The sequence below is a fragment of the Staphylococcus sp. HMSC072B07 genome (assembly GCF_001815505.1).
Lineage (GTDB): Bacteria > Bacillota > Bacilli > Staphylococcales > Staphylococcaceae > Staphylococcus > Staphylococcus simulans.
The window spans coordinates 67266-86045 of the sequence record NZ_KV820917.1; the positions used below are offsets into that span (position 1 = coordinate 67266).

21 protein-coding genes are annotated in these 18780 nt (G+C 35.2%); 4 read left to right on the forward strand and 17 right to left on the reverse strand.

What is annotated here, in order from left to right; translation table 11 throughout:
- Positions 1-11: 11 nt before the first annotated feature.
- The gene (locus HMPREF3031_RS08820; protein WP_002479817.1) at positions 12-1055 is read right to left on the reverse strand and encodes a PTS sugar transporter subunit IIC; all 1044 of its coding nucleotides are present in this window, start codon (positions 1053-1055) and stop codon (positions 12-14) included.
- Positions 1056-1801: 746 nt separating this feature from the next.
- Between HMPREF3031_RS08820 and HMPREF3031_RS08825 the strand changes: the two genes are divergently transcribed.
- A complete protein-coding gene (locus tag HMPREF3031_RS08825; RefSeq protein ID WP_002479818.1) occupies positions 1802-2380 on the forward strand; it encodes a prolipoprotein diacylglyceryl transferase in 579 nt (192 codons plus the stop codon).
- Between the two features lie 106 nt (positions 2381-2486).
- Here the strand turns inward: HMPREF3031_RS08825 and HMPREF3031_RS08830 are convergent, their stop codons facing one another.
- Positions 2487-3521 carry a LacI family DNA-binding transcriptional regulator gene (locus HMPREF3031_RS08830; RefSeq protein ID WP_002479819.1) on the reverse strand — a complete coding sequence of 345 codons (1035 nt, stop codon included), beginning with the start codon at positions 3519-3521 and terminating at the stop codon, positions 2487-2489.
- Between the two features lie 51 nt (positions 3522-3572).
- Complete coding sequence (locus HMPREF3031_RS08835; protein WP_002479820.1) at positions 3573-4340, reverse strand: alpha/beta hydrolase; 768 nt, start codon at positions 4338-4340, stop codon at positions 3573-3575.
- Positions 4341-4530: 190 nt separating this feature from the next.
- Between HMPREF3031_RS08835 and HMPREF3031_RS08840 the strand changes: the two genes are divergently transcribed.
- On the forward strand, positions 4531-5556 hold the full coding sequence (locus tag HMPREF3031_RS08840; protein ID WP_037556071.1) for a HoxN/HupN/NixA family nickel/cobalt transporter: 1026 nt from the start codon (positions 4531-4533) through the stop codon (positions 5554-5556).
- Between the two features lie 101 nt (positions 5557-5657).
- Here HMPREF3031_RS08840 and HMPREF3031_RS08845 read toward each other — a convergent pair whose 3' ends face one another.
- The 12 genes from HMPREF3031_RS08845 to HMPREF3031_RS08900 form a co-directional block, all read right to left on the reverse strand.
- Positions 5658-5984, reverse strand: a complete 327-nt coding sequence (locus HMPREF3031_RS08845) for a branched-chain amino acid transporter permease (protein WP_002479822.1) — start codon at positions 5982-5984, stop codon at positions 5658-5660.
- A 1-nt stretch (position 5985) separates the two neighbouring features.
- Positions 5986-6690 (reverse strand): AzlC family ABC transporter permease, encoded by a 705-nt coding sequence (locus HMPREF3031_RS08850; protein WP_002479823.1) that lies wholly within the window; start codon positions 6688-6690, stop codon positions 5986-5988.
- 71 nt (positions 6691-6761) lie between these two features.
- Positions 6762-7160, reverse strand: a complete 399-nt coding sequence (locus tag HMPREF3031_RS08855) for an acyl-CoA thioesterase (RefSeq protein WP_002479824.1) — start codon at positions 7158-7160, stop codon at positions 6762-6764.
- Positions 7161-7232: 72 nt separating this feature from the next.
- On the reverse strand, positions 7233-7793 hold the full coding sequence (locus tag HMPREF3031_RS08860; protein ID WP_002479825.1) for a GNAT family N-acetyltransferase: 561 nt from the start codon (positions 7791-7793) through the stop codon (positions 7233-7235).
- Between the two features lie 157 nt (positions 7794-7950).
- Positions 7951-9693, reverse strand: a complete 1743-nt coding sequence (locus HMPREF3031_RS08865; RefSeq protein ID WP_002479826.1) for a pyruvate oxidase — start codon at positions 9691-9693, stop codon at positions 7951-7953.
- Positions 9694-9800: 107 nt separating this feature from the next.
- Positions 9801-10487, reverse strand: a complete 687-nt coding sequence (locus HMPREF3031_RS08870; protein WP_070724828.1) for an LrgB family protein — start codon at positions 10485-10487, stop codon at positions 9801-9803.
- The gene (locus tag HMPREF3031_RS08875) at positions 10484-10870 is read right to left on the reverse strand and encodes a CidA/LrgA family protein (protein WP_002479828.1); all 387 of its coding nucleotides are present in this window, start codon (positions 10868-10870) and stop codon (positions 10484-10486) included. Before HMPREF3031_RS08875 ends, HMPREF3031_RS08870 begins: the two co-directional genes overlap by 4 nt.
- A gap of 440 nt (positions 10871-11310) precedes the next feature.
- A complete protein-coding gene (locus tag HMPREF3031_RS08880; RefSeq protein ID WP_031262486.1) occupies positions 11311-11889 on the reverse strand; it encodes a YdhK family protein in 579 nt (192 codons plus the stop codon).
- Positions 11890-12006: 117 nt separating this feature from the next.
- Complete coding sequence (locus tag HMPREF3031_RS08885) at positions 12007-12888, reverse strand: cidABC operon transcriptional activator CidR (protein ID WP_002479830.1); 882 nt, start codon at positions 12886-12888, stop codon at positions 12007-12009.
- Between the two features lie 132 nt (positions 12889-13020).
- Positions 13021-14205, reverse strand: coding sequence for an ABC transporter permease (locus tag HMPREF3031_RS08890; protein WP_002479831.1), 1185 nt, complete (start codon positions 14203-14205; stop codon positions 13021-13023).
- Positions 14202-14882, reverse strand: a complete 681-nt coding sequence (locus HMPREF3031_RS08895; RefSeq protein WP_002479832.1) for an ABC transporter ATP-binding protein — start codon at positions 14880-14882, stop codon at positions 14202-14204. Before HMPREF3031_RS08895 ends, HMPREF3031_RS08890 begins: the two co-directional genes overlap by 4 nt.
- On the reverse strand, positions 14879-15994 hold the full coding sequence (locus HMPREF3031_RS08900) for an efflux RND transporter periplasmic adaptor subunit (RefSeq protein WP_002479833.1): 1116 nt from the start codon (positions 15992-15994) through the stop codon (positions 14879-14881). Before HMPREF3031_RS08900 ends, HMPREF3031_RS08895 begins: the two co-directional genes overlap by 4 nt.
- Positions 15995-16253: 259 nt before the next feature.
- Here HMPREF3031_RS08900 and HMPREF3031_RS08905 point away from each other — a divergent pair, with 259 nt between their 5' ends.
- Together HMPREF3031_RS08905 and HMPREF3031_RS08910 are read left to right on the forward strand one after the other, a co-directional pair.
- Positions 16254-16871 carry a YIP1 family protein gene (locus tag HMPREF3031_RS08905; RefSeq protein WP_002479834.1) on the forward strand — a complete coding sequence of 206 codons (618 nt, stop codon included), beginning with the start codon at positions 16254-16256 and terminating at the stop codon, positions 16869-16871.
- A 134-nt stretch (positions 16872-17005) separates the two neighbouring features.
- On the forward strand, positions 17006-17836 hold the full coding sequence (locus HMPREF3031_RS08910) for an alpha/beta hydrolase (RefSeq protein ID WP_002479835.1): 831 nt from the start codon (positions 17006-17008) through the stop codon (positions 17834-17836).
- On the opposite strand, the gene HMPREF3031_RS08915 is transcribed toward HMPREF3031_RS08910, so the two are convergent.
- Together HMPREF3031_RS08915 and HMPREF3031_RS08920 are read right to left on the reverse strand one after the other, a co-directional pair.
- Positions 17833-18345: a methylated-DNA--[protein]-cysteine S-methyltransferase gene (locus HMPREF3031_RS08915; protein WP_002479836.1), complete on the reverse strand. Its 513-nt coding sequence runs from the start codon at positions 18343-18345 to the stop codon at positions 17833-17835. The genes HMPREF3031_RS08910 and HMPREF3031_RS08915 overlap by 4 nt on opposite strands.
- A gap of 148 nt (positions 18346-18493) precedes the next feature.
- The coding region (locus HMPREF3031_RS08920; RefSeq protein ID WP_142351316.1) for an LPXTG cell wall anchor domain-containing protein at positions 18494-18780 on the reverse strand (287 nt) is incomplete at its 5' end.

An 18780-nucleotide genomic window follows, 5' to 3' on the forward strand; every position in this document is an offset into this window, starting at 1 on the left:
GAAATGCTTAATTAATTTGCTTTTGACGGTTCTGCTTTGCCTTCAGGTAATTTGTCTGATAGTTTCTTGAAGTTGATTTTGCTCATAATCTTACCTAAAATCCAACCAAGGATAATTGCTGTCACGATAACAGCTGCGATAGTAATAAGTGATGGAATTGGTTTGTTAAATCCAAACAATACAATTGCACCAGCTATTGGTGTTGCCATTCCCGTTACATTAATAACTAAACCTGCAATCGTAACAATTGTCGCTGTAAACATACCGACTATGGCGTTTGCGCCGTAAAGTTGAATCGGATATTTTGCGATTGTATCGATTTGTGTTAAAGGTTCTACTGCAACTGCGAAGGCTTTACCTAAGCCGCCGATTTTAAGTGCTCTGAACATCATAAAGTTAACGAATGATGAACCTGTAGTTGTTAATGCACCGATAGCCATCGGAACACCTGTTAAACCAAGTAAACTTGTTAATACCATAGAACTTAATGGCGTCATACCTACCACCGGAATGATTAAGCCTAAAATAATTGCTAAAGCGTAAGGATTATTGTCACCAACTGCTGTAATCGCACCACCGATTTGTCTTAACACAGCCATTACTCCTGGTGAAATTAATCCGCCGATTCCGAATGCTAATGCCGGAGCGACTAAGATTACGACAATTAAGTCTAAGCCTTCTGGTACTTTTTTCTCGATCAATTTAATCAAGAAGCTCACTAAGTAAGCAGCGATAAATGCCGGTAATAATTTTTGATCATGTAAAACTAAACCAATGATAACTGCGAAGACTGGAGAGATTCCCAATTTCAAACCAGTTAAAATACCTACTGCAATACCACTTAAGCTTCCTGCTAAGTCTCCAATTCTTTGGAAGAATTCCAAGTGGAACACGCCACCGATCGCATAACTTAAGAATGCTTGCGGTAAAAATGTTGCACATGCTGCACCTGAAAGTGCTTGTAGCCCCTGTTTACCATAAGGAGCAAATTTTAAGAATAACGACATTGCTAGAAGGACTAGCAACAACGTCCCAGTTCCCAAAATAATATCCATGCCAAATGACCTCTTTTCCTACTATATATTTAATTTTCCTACCACCGACATCATACTACCTTTGATAAAGCGTTTTCAATACCTTTTGCAAACATTTTGTGAACAAATTGCGAATAATTTCACAAACTCTTTATTATGACTATTATTACTCTTTATTTTTAAATATAAAGAGTAATTATAATCATAACGTTTATAAAGTTGTCACAATTAGTTTAAACGATAGCAATTAATTTAAACACTTACCATTAATAAAAATAATCTTGTTAACCCTAAAACAACATTAAAAGACTCCCTTTAGACTTTTATTGTTATTTGTCTATACAAATTATTTTCCATTAGCAACTATAACACTTTAGTAAATAACTTTAAACCAACAAATTCGGGTGATTTTATCGGGTAAAAGCTAAAATGCTTGATACCGTAGGATTTTGAGCAATTTAATACCTAAAAAGTTCTAATATACTGAAAATTTACGAAGTTTATCCTTTTTTAAACTCAATTTTAAGTTAGCTTAATATTCCTATGCCATGCTTGAAGTGAAGAAATTGATGATAACGCCGAATCACTGCGGAAAGCAATACTATCCCATAAAGCCGTACACCAGAAATCTATCTCTCACATATCCGCATGTGTATATCAATTTTCTTCGTTGTCGTTTTGTCTGTTTCATCCGACAGTTTATACCTCATACTCATAACACCATGGATGACATGACACTTTCATTTTGAAATAGGAGTGTTGTTTTCATGCCTATGAAGTTAAGTAAAAAGAAAAGCTTGCTTCATGTTTCTACGCTAGCTTTAAGCGGTTTACTATTCTTTAATATGCCTGGAGTGATGAATGCTGCTGAAAGTCATGATTACGCAAATGAACAGTCCGCTGAATTATCCGCTTTGGTCGAAAATACTGATACTGCTCAAACAACTGAAACATTTATCCCTACATCGCATCCAACTGATGTGGCTCAAGCTGCTGATGTTGAACCCGATCCTTCCCTTGCAGAAAATGTTTCAAAGACAAATATCGCAGATGCAGAAAGAAATCGTAAAGAAGCAGATACTGAGTCCACAACCTCAAAAGCAACAGCAGGACAAACCTATGCGCATCAAGCATCAGCAACAACTTCAAAAAGTGAAGATGCAGGCTCACACTATCAGGGTGAAACCGCATCATACGCTGACTTGCCAGAAACAGGACACGTTGACCATCCAGAATCGGGTGCTGTCATAGCCATTATTATGAGTATTGTTGTCTCTACTATTGCCCTTATTCACGTATGCAGACAAAATGCACGTTCAGTTGTCCCAAACCGAGATGACGTTTGATTGAAAAATCCCTAGTATATCATTTCTAAAATCCCTAAAAAAACAGACTTAGAAACCTGTCTTTTCTCCCTTTCTTTAAGACATTGTTTCTAAGTCTGTTTATTTTTTATTCATTTTTAGATGAGTGCACACTAGAGTCTCTGACATTTAACTGTGCCATTAACCAATCTGATTGAATTTGTTCACTTTCTCCTTCAAAAAATTGTTTTAAGCGTGCAAAAATTGATGCGCCGATAGTTTCAGCATGAATACCTACAGCAGTTAATGATGGATAATGTACTTTATTCCAACTATTCTCTTCTAATGTAACAATTGCAACATCTTCAGGCACTTTTAATTCCTTTGTTTTAAGTGCTTGTAAAATACCAGACAACATCGCATGATTCGAAGCAATCAATGCAGTTGGATGATTTGATTGCGCAAAGAGTTGCTGGACGGTGTCATAGCCGTATTTTTCTGTAGCTTGTAAACTTAAATCAGTATATTGATATGAAATTAGTCGTTCATCCATTTGTTGTTCAAAATCTTCTAATGCTGCTTTATATCCCATTCTTGTATCAGCTGTTGCACTAGAAGCAGGATTACCTAAAATTAAAGCGATTGATTGATGGTTTTGTTTCAATAAATGTTCAGCAGCTTGATAGGCTGTATCTTCATGATTTAATCCAATGTAAGGTATCTGTTCATCCTCAATTTGATTATCAATAATTACCATTGGAATGTCTCTCCAACGTTTTGAAATACGCATTTGTGCTGAAACTGGCGAAACAATAATACCATCTACTTGTTGTGATACAAACCAATCAATCAGTTCATCTTGACGTTGTACTTGTTCATTAGATGCCATCGCAATAATTCGAATAGACTCTGAACCTTGTTGATGCTCAATCGCATCAATGACAGAGGCATAATAAGCATCGTGTCTCGGTATAATAAATGCGATTGTTTTAATACTTTCTCCGCGTAAAGATTGAATATATCGACTCGGTTCATAGCCTAACATTTCTAATGCTTCCACTACACGTGCACGTGCTTGATCATTAGAAACATGCTTTTTATCTTCTAATATTTGATTGACCGTCGCAATCGACAAGCCAGAAATTCTCGCAATATCATGTAAGGTCGGTTGTGTTTTCTTCATTTTCTTTCAAACTCCTTGAATCAGTTGAATTGTTGTTTATTCTTGGTGTGCTTACTTATCAATGTTCTCCATAGATAATTCAAAATCTAACCAATTTACAATATCTGATAATAACATACCGCGATACGAACTTACATTTAATAACTCATGATCTAACCCGTCATAAATTCTTAATGATTTATGTGTGGTTTTAGCTTCTTTGAAGAATTGGATTGCATCATCAGAACTTACAATGCGGTCACTGCCACCATGCATAATCAACACTTTGTCTTCAAACTTAGAAAATTCGATATCCATATCTCGGACCGCTTCTCTAAATGCTTTGATTCTTTTATGTTTCTCAATATCCGCTTCTTCATCCTGATTTTCTATTTCTGCCGAATGATCCACCACATCATCACGAAAGACAGGTTGCCCCGTTGGAGACAAACCACCTGCAGAAATATAACCGTGCACTGCATTCGGATAACGTATACCAAATAATGTCGCTATTGTACCGCCTACACCATGGCCTAAAATAAATATTTTTCCTGTCAATTGTGCTTTAACATAATCTACAACAGCCTTTAAATCTTCTACGACGATATCTACATGTTCATAAAGATTTTTGTCACCAGGAGTTTTACCATGACCTCGTTGATCATAACGAATGACATTATAATCATATTCATTAAATGTTGAAGCCACACCATCATAGTCATCTAATTCTTCTGACAATCCTTGTACAATAATCAAATTAGCCATTGGCTGTTCACCTAACGTAATTTTACTGTAGAGATTCACACCATCAAAAGATGAAATATAATCAATATCTGACACAGATAAAAACCTCTCTTTCACTATATATCCTTATTTTCACTTACCCTATGCAGACTTGAAAATCACTTTTTCAATACAATAGCTCCATTCTCTTTTAGTTATTTACTTACTTGTTTATTCGTATTAAAATAATAGAGTTCTTTCATAGTTAATTTATTATATTGACTAAATTATAAAATGCAGAAAGCAGATGACGCTATTGAACATCAGGACTACTCATATTAAAGATATGCTTCCTTATTTAATCATTATTATATTATTGCACCTGATAGGTGTTACTTGTTTATGGATGGGTGCACATACACACCCTATTTTATTCGGAATGGGTATCTTAGCATATACACTAGGTTTACGTCATGCATTTGATGCTGACCACATTGCAGCTATTGATAATACAGTTCGCAAACTGATGCAAGAAAAACAAAATCCGTCAGGTGTTGGCTTCTATTTTTCTATCGGCCATTCCAGCGTAGTTTTTATCATGGCACTTTTATTAGGTGTTTCAGTATCATGGGCACAGCAACAGATGCCCCTCTTTCAAGCTATTGGTGGAATCATCGGAACGATGGTTTCTGGTCTATTTCTACTACTAATTGGTATTTTGAACTTAATCATCTTAATGTCATTGATTCGTTTATTTATGCGTTTACGCTTTGAACAAGTTTCTGACGATGAACTGGATCAATTGTTAGCTTCTAGAGGGCTTATTCAACGATTTGTTGGTCCTTATTTTAAATCCATCAACAGAAGTTGGCACGTTTTACCATTAGGTTTCCTATTTGGATTAGGCTTTGATACTGCAAGTGAGATTGCTTTGCTTGCATTATCATCTGGAGCTGCTGAACAGTCATTGCCTTTTGCTGGCATTATCGCACTTCCATTATTATTTGCGGCAGGCATGAGTTTATTAGATACACTAGATGGCGCGCTCATGAAGTCTGCTTATCACTGGGCATTTCTAAAACCAGTTCGTAAAATTTATTACAATATTACCATTACCGCCATCTCCGTCATAGCTGCGTTGATAATCGGTACTGTAGAAATTCTACAAATGATTGGCGAACATTTTAAATTGCACAGTCCTTTTTGGGATGAAGTTGCATCAATTGAATTTAATCATTTAGGTTATCTGCTCGTTGGCGTATTCTTATTGTTTTGGTTAGTATCTGTGATTATTTGGAAACTTAATCACTTTGAAGAACAACAGTTGCGATAGTATTCAAAACTTTTCTTATCATAACAATTCCTTACCTTCATCTAAAATAAAGCAATCCTTACGTTTCACTTTAAAAATTAAGTAAATGTAAGGATTGCTTTTTAAAATACAAATTGAACTAATATCATATAAGCTATTGTACCACCCGCAATTGAAATCAACATATTACGTTTAATCATATGCAAGATAATAATCACTACAATCGCAATCAACTCTGGCAGCCCATGATTGCCAGTTAAGATAGGCGTTTTACGTAACGCATAAACGACTAAGAAACCAAATACCGCTGCTGGAAGTACAACACCTAAATATTGTACAAACTTCGGTGTTTCTTTATCTTTAGAAAAGATTAAAAACGGCAAGAAGCGAGTCAACATCGTTCCAATCACAACAACCGCAATCGTTAAAATTTGTTGGGTTAAGGTCATATTAAGCCACACCCTTTCTTGCGAAATATCCTCTGAGGATAGTCAATGCGAGCACAATTAAAATCATTGAAGGTAAGATGAATTGATTAGGTCCGAAGATGACCAAACAAACTATAGGGATAGCCAACCCAATTAATGAACTTACATGATTCTTTTCTTTCAACCAAGACTCTAAAAAGATTACAACGAAAAGAGCGACCATCACAAAATCTAAGCCTTTTGTATCAAACTTAATAAAGACACCGAACAGACTTCCGATTGTCGTACCGAAAAACCAATAAAATTGATTTAATAATGTGACATAGAACATAAATAAGGTCTTATCGACATTTTTAGGTACATTCGCCATATTATTAATTACGAAGGTTTCATCACACATCCCAAAAATTAAGTATGGCTTATATTTTCCTGTCCCTTTAAATCGGTCCAACATGGAAATACCATAAAATAAGTGTCTGGAATTCAGCATAAGTGTCAATACGAAGACACTTAATGGATTAAATGGAACTAATAATAAACTTCCGGCCACAAATTCCATGGATCCTGCAAAAATCAACAAACTCATCAGCATCGCATAAATTGGTGGGAAGCCTAATGAATGCATATAAATACCGTAAGCAATACCAATAAATGAAAACCCTGCGGAAATTGGAATTGTTTGAGGAAATGCTGCTTTTATAGCTTTTAAATGCGGATGTTCAGTCATGACTATCAATCCTCTTTCTATGTATATGAAAATCTTCGAAAAACATACATTTTCCGAAGATTTAATGTAGCTTATAAAACTCTGAAAGCATCAGGTACTGGTACTACTTTTTGTTCAACAATATTGTAGAACCCGCCATACTGCATACCTTGGCAATGGATTTGATTACCTGTACTGATTTCAAATTCAAACAACCATTTTAAACGACTGATTTTCGTTAACCAGCATTTGCCAACGGGTTTGTCGTGAATAGTAAGTGGTATCTTATAATCAATTTCAGTATGCATAAGTATAGGTGAAATATTTTGTTTCAACATTTCAGAAGGGGTTAGATGCTTATTTACAAATATTGTTCTTAAATCTTCAAACCAACGGACATAGACAATATTGCTGACGATACCCATCGCATCAATATCATAGCCGTTTACTTCAATTTCTGTTTCTGCCACTAATTTACGTTCGCTCAACACCGACAACTCCTATCTTTCTTTATAACATCAGTATAACAACGTTTTTATAAAGTTGATAAGTGTTATCTTAATTTACAATGAAGTTTCTGTATTGAATTCATGTTTCAGCAAAGCGTATCTATGAAAGTCTTCAAATTGTCCACGTTCAAATGACTCATCTTTATCCGTTCCAACAAAACGGAAGTTTGCACGTTCTGCGACTTTTTGACTGGCTTTGTTTTTAGTGTTGATGTGCAACGATAACTTATTTAAATCCAAAGTATTGAATGCGAAATCACAGATTTTATGTAGGCAACGGGCAATGATTCCTAAGCCATTATACTTACTCTGCAACCAATATCCTACGAAAGCTTTTTTATTTTCTAAATCAATTTGCTGTATATCAATAGTGCCAACTACTTGGTCTCGATAGTAAATCACAAAAAGGCGATGTTCACCTGCAGCCTGTTTCTTCAACATTAACTTAATGAAGTTGAGTTCATCTTCCACCGTTAAGGTATGATCAATGAACGGTAAATACGTTGAAAGAAATGCTCTATCTTGTTCAATCACTTGAAATAAAGGTTCAGCCATGAATGTTTCAGGTTGTGCTAACTTTATGTCTTCATCTACTGGAAAATAAAAAAAGTCCACATGTATCGCCTGCTTTCGCTCTATGTATTTTTTCATGAATAACTAGAGTATAGTAGAGTTGACAGAATATTTCAATATTAATTCGATGTAAAAAAAAGACGAGTAATGCAAAATGCACTACTCGTCGAAATTGAGTATTCAGTTCATTTCTTAAATATTATAAGAAACGTTTAGCTGCTACTGAAAGTGGTGGGATTTCATCAAAGTCTAATTTTTTATCTTCAGTAATAGATCTGTATGCCCATTTAGCATAGTTGATTGCTTCATCCGGTACAATTTTACCTGGAAGTGGTGCAGCGTTCGCATCAACATGTACGTTTACGATTGTTGGTCTGTTTTCATTTAATGCAGCTTCAACAACAGTATCGATGTCTGCTGGATCTTCTAATGTGTAACCAGCACCGCCGCATGCTTCAGCGAATTTAGCAACATCCATATCTGAGAAGTCGATTGCATATTCTAATTCACCAGCTGCTTGTTGTTCGTATTTGATGAACGCTAATTGTTTGTTGTTCAATACGAAGATAACCATTGGCATGTTATATTGAACAGCTGTTGCGAAGTCTTGCATTACCATTTGGAAACCACCGTCACCAGCGATACCGATAACTTGACGGTTAGGGAATGCTACGTTAGATGCAATTGCACCTGGTAACGCGCAACCCATTGTACCTAACCAGCTTGAGATAATGAATTCGTTGCTTGGTTTAAGGTTTAGGTAACGTGTTGACCATACTGTTGAAGTACCAACATCAATTGAGAATACAGCGTCATTGTCTGCTTCTCTGTTGATAGCTTGCATCAAGTGTTCTGGACGGATTGGATAAGAATCATTGTTAAGGTCTTTTTCCATCCATTCTTTCCAAGTAGCCATGTTATCTAATGCTTCTTTTAAGAATTTACGGTTTTTAACTGGTTTAACAAGGTTTGTTAATTCAGTTAACGCGATTTTAGCGTCACCGATAATTCCAGCATTTACTTTGAAACGGTGACCGATTGCACTTGGATCAATGTCGATTTGAACGGCTTTGATATTTTTCTTAGGAAGGTAGTCAACATATGGATAGTTTGTACCTACCATGATTAATAAGTCAGCATTTTGCATTGCTTGATATGCAGGTTTTGTACCGATTTTACCGATGTTACCTAAGTTATATGGGTGGTCATCTGGAATGATTGTTTTAGCTGGTAAAGTGATGATTGTAGGGATTTGTGCTTTATTGATTAAAGCTTCTACTTCAGGTCCAGCATGTTTTGCACCAGTACCCATTAACATTACAGGTTTTTTAGCTTTATTAATTAATTTTGCAGCTTTTTTAATTTTAGCTGTGTTTGGTGCTGGGATTGTTGGGCGTTTTTTGTTTACAACTTTATTAGTTGTATCTTTAACTTTGTTAGTTAATAAGTTGTTAGGCAAGATTAAAGTTGCCACACCTTTTTTCTCGTAAGCTGTTTTAATAGCTTCGTTTACGATACCAAAGATATCGTCATCTTTTTCTGAGATTTGACGGTTGTATACTGAAACATCTTCACATAATGATAATAAATTTGTTTCTTGGAAAGCTTTAGTACCAAGTACAGTACTATTAGATTGACCTACTAGCACTAATTGAGGAACGCCATCCATTTTAGCGTCATACATACCATTTAATAAGTGGATCGCACCTGGACCACCGATTGCTAATGATACGCCGATTTTACCAGTAAGTTTTGTGTAAGCTGAAGCTGCTAAGCTTCCTACTTCTTCATGACGAACATGATAGAATTTAATTTGTTCACTTACTGTACGTAAACTATCAACTACTGCATCAATAGAGTCGCCTGGGATACCATATAAGTGATCAATATCCCATTGTAGTAAAGCTTCTACAAGTGCTTGATTTGCTTTAATTTTTGCCATTTTAAAAATAGCCCCTTTCTATTCATTAAAAAAGTAACTGTATTCAAACTACCCTTTAGTTAGTGTTTGATGCTGCGTTATGCAAAGTGTGTCTATATATTCTAATGCTAATAAAAAAGAATAATCAGGATTGGTAACAACACTGAACTGATGACTGCAGTCAGAATCATACCAATTGAACTGAATGCACCTGATTCTAAATCTAATTCTAAGGCTTTTGCTGTTCCGAACGCATGTGATGCATTTCCAAATGCAAGCCCTTTTGCAATGGAAGTTCTAAAGTTCCCCATACGCAACAGCAATGAGCCGAGCATACTGCCGATTAAGCCAGTGGTAATAATAAATAGTACTGTAATTGTATCTGCACCGCCCATTTGGTGAGATACTTGGATACCAACCGCTGCTGTGATGGAACGCGGTAATAATGTGACAATTTCTTCTTTATTGAAGCCTAAAATCTTCAACGACGAATAAACTAACACAAAATTGAGTAATACGCCAGTCAATACGCTTGTAAAAATAATATTGAAGTTTTCAAATATTTTATGACGATTGATATAAAGCGGATAAGCTAAGCAAACAACCGTACAGCTCAGCAAGTAATTAATTAAATGGCCGCCTGCCATGTAAGAATTATAATTCTGATGGAACAACAATAACACGATTATAATTCCAATTGAAGCAACTAGGGCTGGATTTAAGAATGGGCTAGGAAATCTCTTGTGCAGCTTCTTCGCTGCAAGATACATAACCACTGTCAGTACTATCATTATGATGTCTTTTAAAATAATCATGATGTGTGACTCCCCTTACCACCATGTTGTCTTCTGGCCATCTTCTCAGCAATTAGCCCAGAGACGTAAGCGACAGCTATTGTTCCGAGAATGATGACGCCGAAGAACAAAATAAAGTTGAGGTGTATGTCACCTATGATATCCATTACACCAACGACGGAAGGGATAAAGAAAAACACCATCGTTGTTAGCAAGAAGTTGGAACCCGCTTCGACCCATTTGACAGGTATAATTTTAAATTGTAATAGTAGGAAAAAGAGTCCTAGGCCGACGATACTTCCAGCTAATGGAATATGCAAAAGGTGCTGAAGGGTGTTGCCTAAATACGTGATGCCCATAATCAAGATAATTTGGAAGATAATCTTTAAAACCTTCGATGTCATAAGCTAACACCTTTCCTTAAAAATAAGCGTATAAATGGTCATTTCCAAATCGATTCTGGTGTCTGAATCTAGTGTCCATCACTATTTATACACATTCTTTTGACTTACATTCCTTATTCTATGACAATTCTGTGTATAATAAAAATATCGATTTTAGATACTACCTATTACTTTTTTCTATGAAAGCGATAACATCGATTACTTTTCTTCCAAATACGAACTTTTGTTACCATCAATCTTGTTCCATAACGTATATACCCCTTTCTGACAGTCTTAACAATAAATTTAAAAGCACACAAAAACAGCTGTTCATTTTACCGAACAACTGTCTTACTTTAGAAATGAAAGCATTGAAAATACCGTTAAATATAATTGTATGATCTGTGCAACCTTTTAAACATTCGCTTTATACCCCATTATGATATTTTAGTGAACTTTACTTATCTTGGTGACAATTCATCTTCAGTCATCCACATATGATTCTTAATCATCTTGCCATTATCTTTATCTTTATAGTCCACTGTATAAACTGTTGTTTTTTCTACTTTATCGATTGTTGCTTTCGCACCTTTCATACCCTTCATATGATTTGCTTTCAAAGTAACAGTGTCCCCTTTTTTGAAACCTTCTTTCGGTGCATTTTCTATTTCCTCATTCACGACCCATTTGTGATGAGAAACTTTTTTACCGCCATCAGTTGGTTGATAGCTGACTTCGTACACACATGTATTATAAGCGCCTTTAACTTTACCGTCAGCATTCATCATGCCTGGCATGTGGCCTTCTTTTAATCTAACATCATCCCCCTCATCAAACTGACTGTGACGTGCATGATGCATATGTTCAGGCATTTGACCATGATGATGCCCCATGTGATGTTCTCCCTCTTTTGAAGTCTGTTTATCTTGTGTTGTATTTTGAGCATTTTGACTTGAGGTTTGTGTGTCCTCTTGATCATTTGAACAAGCGGTAAGTATCAGAGACGACGTTAACAAAACCATTCCGATTCTTTTCAACATACCTTTCACCCTTTCTTTACTCCCACATTTATCATATACCCCCTTTAGGTATATTACAATCTAATAAAAATAGGACGCCCTTATGCTGTCGCAAAAAGTGACGTCCTTTGTCTAGTTTTATATAGTTAATGATGATTTCATGTAATCAATATATTCTCTTGTCGCATAGTTGATATACTTTTCTTTTTTCCAAATCACACCTAGTTGCCATCTCATAGAAGCATCATTAATTTTCGCACTATGAATAGGCCCACGCAGCATTTTCACAATGTTTTCTGGTAGGATACTGACTCCTAATCCAGCTGTTAATAAGTTTTCGATAAAGTTCCATTGCGAAATTTTGGAAATAGTCTTAGGCACAAAACCAGAACGTTTAGCTGTTTCAATAATTTTATCGTTTAAATAGAAATCTTCATTAAACAATATAAAATCTTCATTTGCTAACTCATGCATTTCTACCATTTCACGTCCAGCGAATGGATGTGTTTCACTAACAACCAACAAAATATCCTCTGTATAAAGTGGAATAGATTCAAAGATAGCACTGTCTACAGGCAAAGTTGTAATGCCAATGTCAATTTCATTATTGATGATTTGAGATTCTAATGCCTTCCCGCCATTCTCTACCAAATTGTACGTAATATTTGGATACATTTGATGGAAATTACCTAGTGTATCAATGAATTTATTCATGTTCATAACAGCTGATAATCCAATACTGATATGACCCGCTTCAAGTCCTTTTAACTGATTCACTTCTTTAGGTAGGTTCTCAAACAAATTCATAATTTCCAATGATTTCTTATAGAAAATCTCTCCGCTGTCTGTCAAAGTTAAATGACGTTTACTACGATCAAATAGCGCACTGCCCAGTTCATTTTCTAAATCTTTGATTGCTTTACTGATTGTGGGCTGTGCAATATAAAGTTCTTTAGAGGCATTTGTCATACCGCCATGTTGTACAACTGCAATAAAATATCCCATTTGTTTAATATCCATGTTTGTGCCCCTTCTCTTTTTACAATTTCTTTCTTTTCACATATACCACTATTTTATAATATCAACTGCTGAAGTGCTATATATCCAGAAAAACAGACCAGAGAACTTTTCAACTCTCGGTCTGCTTTCTTTTTATTTAATAATATCAATCAATTCTTTTTTAGCTGCTGCACGTGCTGGTATCCAACCGAATATAATACCAATTAAAGTTGATACACCCACTGCGAGTAAAACAGATCCTAAACTTACAGCACTCTTGATATAATCAGGTGTGACTACATCGACAAGCGAAGCAATTCCGATACCTAATAATAATCCGATAATGCCACCTATTAAACAAAGTACGACACTTTCAACTAAGAATTGTATCTCAATATCTCTTGCTTTAGCACCGAACGCGCGACGTATTGCGATTTCTTCTGAACGCTCCGCAACGGAAATGTACATCACATTCATCACACCAATACCTGCAATGAATAGAGATATACCTGCGACTGCTGCTACAAAGTACGTAATTCCATCAAATATTTTACTGATGCCTTTCATCATTTCTTCCATATCTGAATATTGATAACTACCTGCTGCTTGGCCGCTTCCTTTTTTCGATAACACCTTTGCGACACGTTCACCTACTTCTTTTTTGTTATGACCATCTTCGATCTTAACTTCTAACTGTGCAAAATCTTGCGTTAGATTGGGTAAATAATGTTCAAGCGTTTGTGTCGGCATATGTACGACATTATTTTCAAAGCCATCACCCGTGGTTATACCGACAATCTTAAATCCTTGTCCATTAATATATAGTGATTGTCCAACTGCTTTTTTAGGTTTATCAAATAAATCCTCAGCTAATTTCTTATCAATGGTTACAACTTTGTTTTCAATCGCATTATCACCTTGATTAAAACCGTGACCTTCATCTACATTGCTAAATTGGTCCTTCACGTAAATATTTGCATTGCCATTTTTACGTGAATTCGTCACTTTAGCTGTAAATGCTTGATCTTTATCTTTTTTAATCTGTGCTTTTTCTACTCCTTTTTCTCTTTCCGCTAATTGAATATCGCTAGGTGCAAAAGGCTCTGTTTTTATATCAGCATCCGTAGACTGCATAAAGCTAATAAGCGCAGCATCTTTAGACGCACCTGAATCTGAAAACTGTTCATTTGCGGTCTTTTTGAATCCATTTCCTAAAGCCATGATAGTAATCACAGCCGCAATACCAATAATAATCCCAATCATCGTGAAGATATTACGTCGCTTATTTTTCATGATTGAACGTAGTGAAACAATGAGTATATTAGATAATCGACTCATTTTATCACCTCTTCTTCCTGAATGCGCCCATCCAAGATGTGGAAGATGCGATCTGCTTTTTCAGCTACTGCTCTATCATGTGTCACCATAATCATCGTTGTCTCTTGTTCTTGATTCAGACGTATAAATAATTCCATTATATCTTCTGAAGTTTTTGAGTCGAGTGCACCCGTAGGTTCATCTGCGATAATAAACTTTGGTTGATTCACTATGGAACGCGCAATTGCCACCCGTTGTTGTTGACCGCCAGATAATTTATTTGGCACAAAATTTTCTTTATCGTAGAGCCCGACATTATGCAGTGTATTTAAAACACGCTGCTTTCGTTCTTGACTTCCGATACCTGCATAAACTAAAGGAATACTTACATTTTCTAGCACTGTGTTATTTTGTATCAATTTAAAATTTTGAAAGACAAAACCTACAACTTGGTTTCTAATTTCAGCTAATTGATTATCCGAACTCTTTTTATAATTGTTGTTATTAAATAAGTATTCGCCCTCATAGCCTCTATCAATGAAACCTATGATATTAATCAACGTACTTTTACCTGAACCAGAAGGTCCCATAATTGCGATAAACTCGCCCTTTTTTATTTCCAGGGAAATATCCTTTAAGATATGATTCACTTTATCTCCATTTTTAAAAGAACGATTGATGTTTTCTAACTTAATCATTCTTTCACCTCAATCTTATCTCCCTCTTTTAGAGATGATTTAGGATTTTGAACTAAACGTTCTCCTTCTTTCAATCCTGACTTAACGTAAATAGAACCCTCTTTCTTTTCTACTTTGATTTTACGTTTTTCAATTTTATTTTCTTTATTTAGAACATAAACTGTATTATCTTTGTCCAATACATTTTGAGGAATTTTAATTTTGTCAGTAGCGACAGAAGCATCTAGTGATAAACCTGCACGTACTGGAGAAGATAAATGACCAATAAGCACTTTATATTTCGAAGCATCGTTTGAGCTGTCTTTACCTGATACATCATTCATAACAGGATTCGAAGCTTGTCCTGCTCCTTCTTCTTCAGAAGCACCTGCAGCAGAAGCACCACTCATCGCATTTTCATTCAGACTGTCTTCATAACTTGTTGGAAGTTCAGATATCTTTATAACTTCACCTGTCCCTTTGTCACCTGTGCTGTTGACCTTATATTCAATTTTTTGTCCTTCTTTAATTTTATTCAAATCATATTCAGTTACTGTTGTTTTGATTTGCGGATCTTTTGAAATTAATTGAAGAATCGTTTCACCTTCATTAGGATAATCCTCTTGCATAATTTCTATCTTTCCTGGGAAAGCCGCAAATAAGCTATCGTTAATTTGTTGATCAAATTGATTTAATGATTGGTTCGCTTTATTTAAGTTTGCTTGTGCTTCTGATAGTTGTTCGTTGGCTTGCTCATCATTTGGTGCACGATTGACACTTTCTTGCGCTTTTTGTCTTGCACGTTCTGATTGGTTCACTTTATCAAGTAAGCTTTGACGTTGATTCTGGCTCGTATCATAGCTGATAATTTGTTGACCTTTTTCAACGTCTTGACCATTTGAAACAGTAGTATTGATATATGTACCGATAGTTGAATTATTTTGGTAAGACTTCACTGTTTCTGGAGAAGCTTTACCTTGCATAGTTAGCGGACTTTCTTTTTTAGCTTTATAGACACTATATGTATTTTCCTTATTTGATGTGCCTTCAGCATTTTTAACAATGATTGCGATAATAAATAATAGTAGAATTGCCGCAATGATTGAAATTATCCATGTCATTTTCTTTTTCACACTAATTCTCTCTCCTAACGATTAATTTTAAACTCACAATTGCATAATATCACAACTTAAAAATAAATGAATACCTTTACATTAATAAAGTTAGATATTTATAATCTTTAAAGTTGTCTACTAATTTAAGCAACGCTCATTAACAATGAAATCAAATGATTAAAACATCAATAAAAAATTTTATCATTTTTAGAAAAACCATTTATTAAAATTAATGACTATGATACGCTCTTAATAAATCTTACATAAGGAGTAGCATATGGAAAATTCTAACTTACTGCTAGGGGATTCCTTTAGCAAATTCAGAGAACGTCCAAAATGGATACTTAATTTAATTATTTGGATTGTCGTAGTTATTGGTTCACTATGGTTGACTTTCGCTTTTAGTGATTGGACAGAACTCATGAAACAAACCAATCCAAATATGAATCAAGCACAAGTTGAACAAGCTAGATCGTTTATGGGACCAGTCACTGTTATTGGAGGCCTCTTCTCACAACTTTTCTATTTACTTATCGCATTTTTAATCGTTTGGGCAATTGCGCGTATTTTCAAATCTAATGTGAAAAAGAAAAGCATTTTTGCGGGAACATTATTTGCGCTGTTAATCAGCTCATTAGTAGCACTGATTGTCTTAGTGATTCAAGTGATTGTCGGTTTAGATATTGTGAAAATTTCGATCACAAGCTTGAATATATTTGACCCAGGTAATAAAGTACTTAGCGTATTTAACTTACAGACTTTACTTTCTGGTTATTTATTGAGTGTTTTACTGTATAAAACTTGTAAGTTATCAGGAAAAGTTTCTATTATTTTTGGTGTTGCATTAGTCATTATTTCAATCGGATTCGGATTGCTTGGCGCATCCATTCAATAATATAGCTAATGAATAAGAGGGAATGAACATGTGTGTCATTCCCTCTTATTTATATATTTATGATTCGTTTTTCTATTCAAAAAAGCTTAAACTATTAACAAGTCATTTGTAGTGACTTATTCAAGCAGAAAGTAGTGATTCTAATAGATACACAAACAAACACCATACAAACACCTGATAATTTCCAACTTCATATACGTACGCACCTTTCACAACAACCGAAAGGTATCATCATCTATTATCATGGTGGTGGTTTAATTGCGGGTTCACCTCACGATTTATCTGATGAAGCAATTCAAATACTGACACAACATTTTCATTTAGTGGAAGCACCCTATCGGTTAGCACCCGAATCCAATATCGGCACTATTTTAAATGATGCTTTTTTAGTATTTGATAACATCAATAAAATATATCCTGATTTGCCACTCTTTACTTTCGGACGATCTTCCGGAGGTTATTTAGCTTTGCAAATCGCATCTCAACGTACTGTTAAAGGTGTCATTGATTTTTATGGTTATGCAAAAGTGGACTTGCCTGAATTCAAATTACCGCACAGTGAATTCCAAAAGAAAACGGCCCATCTGAACTCAGCTATGATTGATATGATGATTCAATCACAACCGATTACAGAAGGACCGATTCAGTTTCGTTATCCACTCTATTTATATACAAGAGGCATCGGACAGTGGGATGAATTTGTCGGTATTCAAGATGCTGAAAAAACTGAATTAAATTTAAGTGCACGTGCTTTAAAACAATTGCCTCCCATTTTTATTGCGCATGCTTCAAGAGATATTGATGTTCCTTTTAGTGAAAGCGAACGGTTGAAACAATATATTCCTAATTCCACATTAATTACACTCGATAGTGATGAACACGATTTTGATCGTTCGTTTAATAGTAATATTAAAACAATATACCAACAAGCAGAGCAATTCTTACACCAATGTTTAGAAATTTAAGTCGTAAATTGATTTAAGTCATGATGTTCACATTCTAATAAATAACGTTTCCTATCTAATCCGCCACCATATCCAGTCAGTTTGTTATGGTGGCCTACCACACGGTGGCAAGGGATAATAATAGAAATCGGATTACTGCCTACTGCTCCACCAACTGCTTGTGCAGACATTTTTTTCTTACCTCTTAACTGTGCAATTTTACGTGCTATATCTCCATACGTTACTAATTCACCGTAAGGAATTTTAACAAGCTCATTCCATACCTGTTCTCTGAATTCAGTACCAGAAGCATGATACTTAAAATTAATTTCTGGATTTTCCCCTTTAAAATAACGATCTAACCAATCCCTGACTTGGTTAAAAACTGGCACTGAGGTTAATGCCACTTTATCTATATTTGGATCTTCTTTATTAATTTGTCCTTCGTAATAAATACCTGTCAATACATCATCTTCGCTTACAAGCGTTAATGTTCCTATTGGAGATTGATAATCACTCATTTTCGTCATTAAATCACCTTTTCTTCTTTTTATCTATTTAAACGCTGCAAATTCAATAATTTCTTTTAATCCCTATTACTTTCATTATGTATAAAAAAAGAACACACCTCAAATGAGATGTGTTCCAAAAATCATTGATAGATTTTTTTAGTTAAACTTATTGTTTATCTTTATTGTCTTTACGACGTCTACCGAATAACAAGATTGAACCTAGAGCTGCAAATAATCCACCGAATAATGGTGCGTTATTTGTGCTTTCTGTTTCACCTGTGTCTGGTAAAGCTTCTTTCTTCTCTTTAGAACTTGCTTCTTCAGAAGGCTTTTCTTGTTTTTCAACTGCTGGTTGTTCCACGCTTGGAGCTGGAGTAACAGCTGGTGCAGTTGGTTCCTCTGGTGTTGTTGGAACTTCCGGTTTTTCAGGTGTGCCTGGCTCTTCCGGTGTTG

Coding starts and splice junctions, on each gene's coding strand:
- HMPREF3031_RS08850 (WP_002479823.1), bottom strand. CDS start 6,690: ATGACTGAACATCCGCATTTAAAAGCTATAAAAGCAGCATTTCCTCAA.
- HMPREF3031_RS08820 (WP_002479817.1), bottom strand. CDS start 1,055: ATGGATATTATTTTGGGAACTGGGACGTTGTTGCTAGTCCTTCTAGCA.
- HMPREF3031_RS08825 (WP_002479818.1), top strand. CDS start 1,802: ATGCCTATGAAGTTAAGTAAAAAGAAAAGCTTGCTTCATGTTTCTACG.
- HMPREF3031_RS08880 (WP_031262486.1), bottom strand. CDS start 11,889: ATGTTGAAAAGAATCGGAATGGTTTTGTTAACGTCGTCTCTGATACTT.
- HMPREF3031_RS08865 (WP_002479826.1), bottom strand. CDS start 9,693: ATGGCAAAAATTAAAGCAAATCAAGCACTTGTAGAAGCTTTACTACAA.
- HMPREF3031_RS08890 (WP_002479831.1), bottom strand. CDS start 14,205: ATGAGTCGATTATCTAATATACTCATTGTTTCACTACGTTCAATCATG.
- HMPREF3031_RS08875 (WP_002479828.1), bottom strand. CDS start 10,870: ATGACATCGAAGGTTTTAAAGATTATCTTCCAAATTATCTTGATTATG.
- HMPREF3031_RS08885 (WP_002479830.1), bottom strand. CDS start 12,888: ATGGATATTAAACAAATGGGATATTTTATTGCAGTTGTACAACATGGC.
- HMPREF3031_RS08895 (WP_002479832.1), bottom strand. CDS start 14,882: ATGATTAAGTTAGAAAACATCAATCGTTCTTTTAAAAATGGAGATAAA.
- HMPREF3031_RS08830 (WP_002479819.1), bottom strand. CDS start 3,521: ATGAAGAAAACACAACCGACCTTACATGATATTGCGAGAATTTCTGGC.
- HMPREF3031_RS08870 (WP_070724828.1), bottom strand. CDS start 10,487: ATGATTATTTTAAAAGACATCATAATGATAGTACTGACAGTGGTTATG.
- HMPREF3031_RS08845 (WP_002479822.1), bottom strand. CDS start 5,984: ATGACCTTAACCCAACAAATTTTAACGATTGCGGTTGTTGTGATTGGA.
- HMPREF3031_RS08915 (WP_002479836.1), bottom strand. CDS start 18,345: ATGACGAAAATGAGTGATTATCAATCTCCAATAGGAACATTAACGCTT.
- HMPREF3031_RS08840 (WP_037556071.1), top strand. CDS start 4,531: ATGACGCTATTGAACATCAGGACTACTCATATTAAAGATATGCTTCCT.
- HMPREF3031_RS08905 (WP_002479834.1), top strand. CDS start 16,254: ATGGAAAATTCTAACTTACTGCTAGGGGATTCCTTTAGCAAATTCAGA.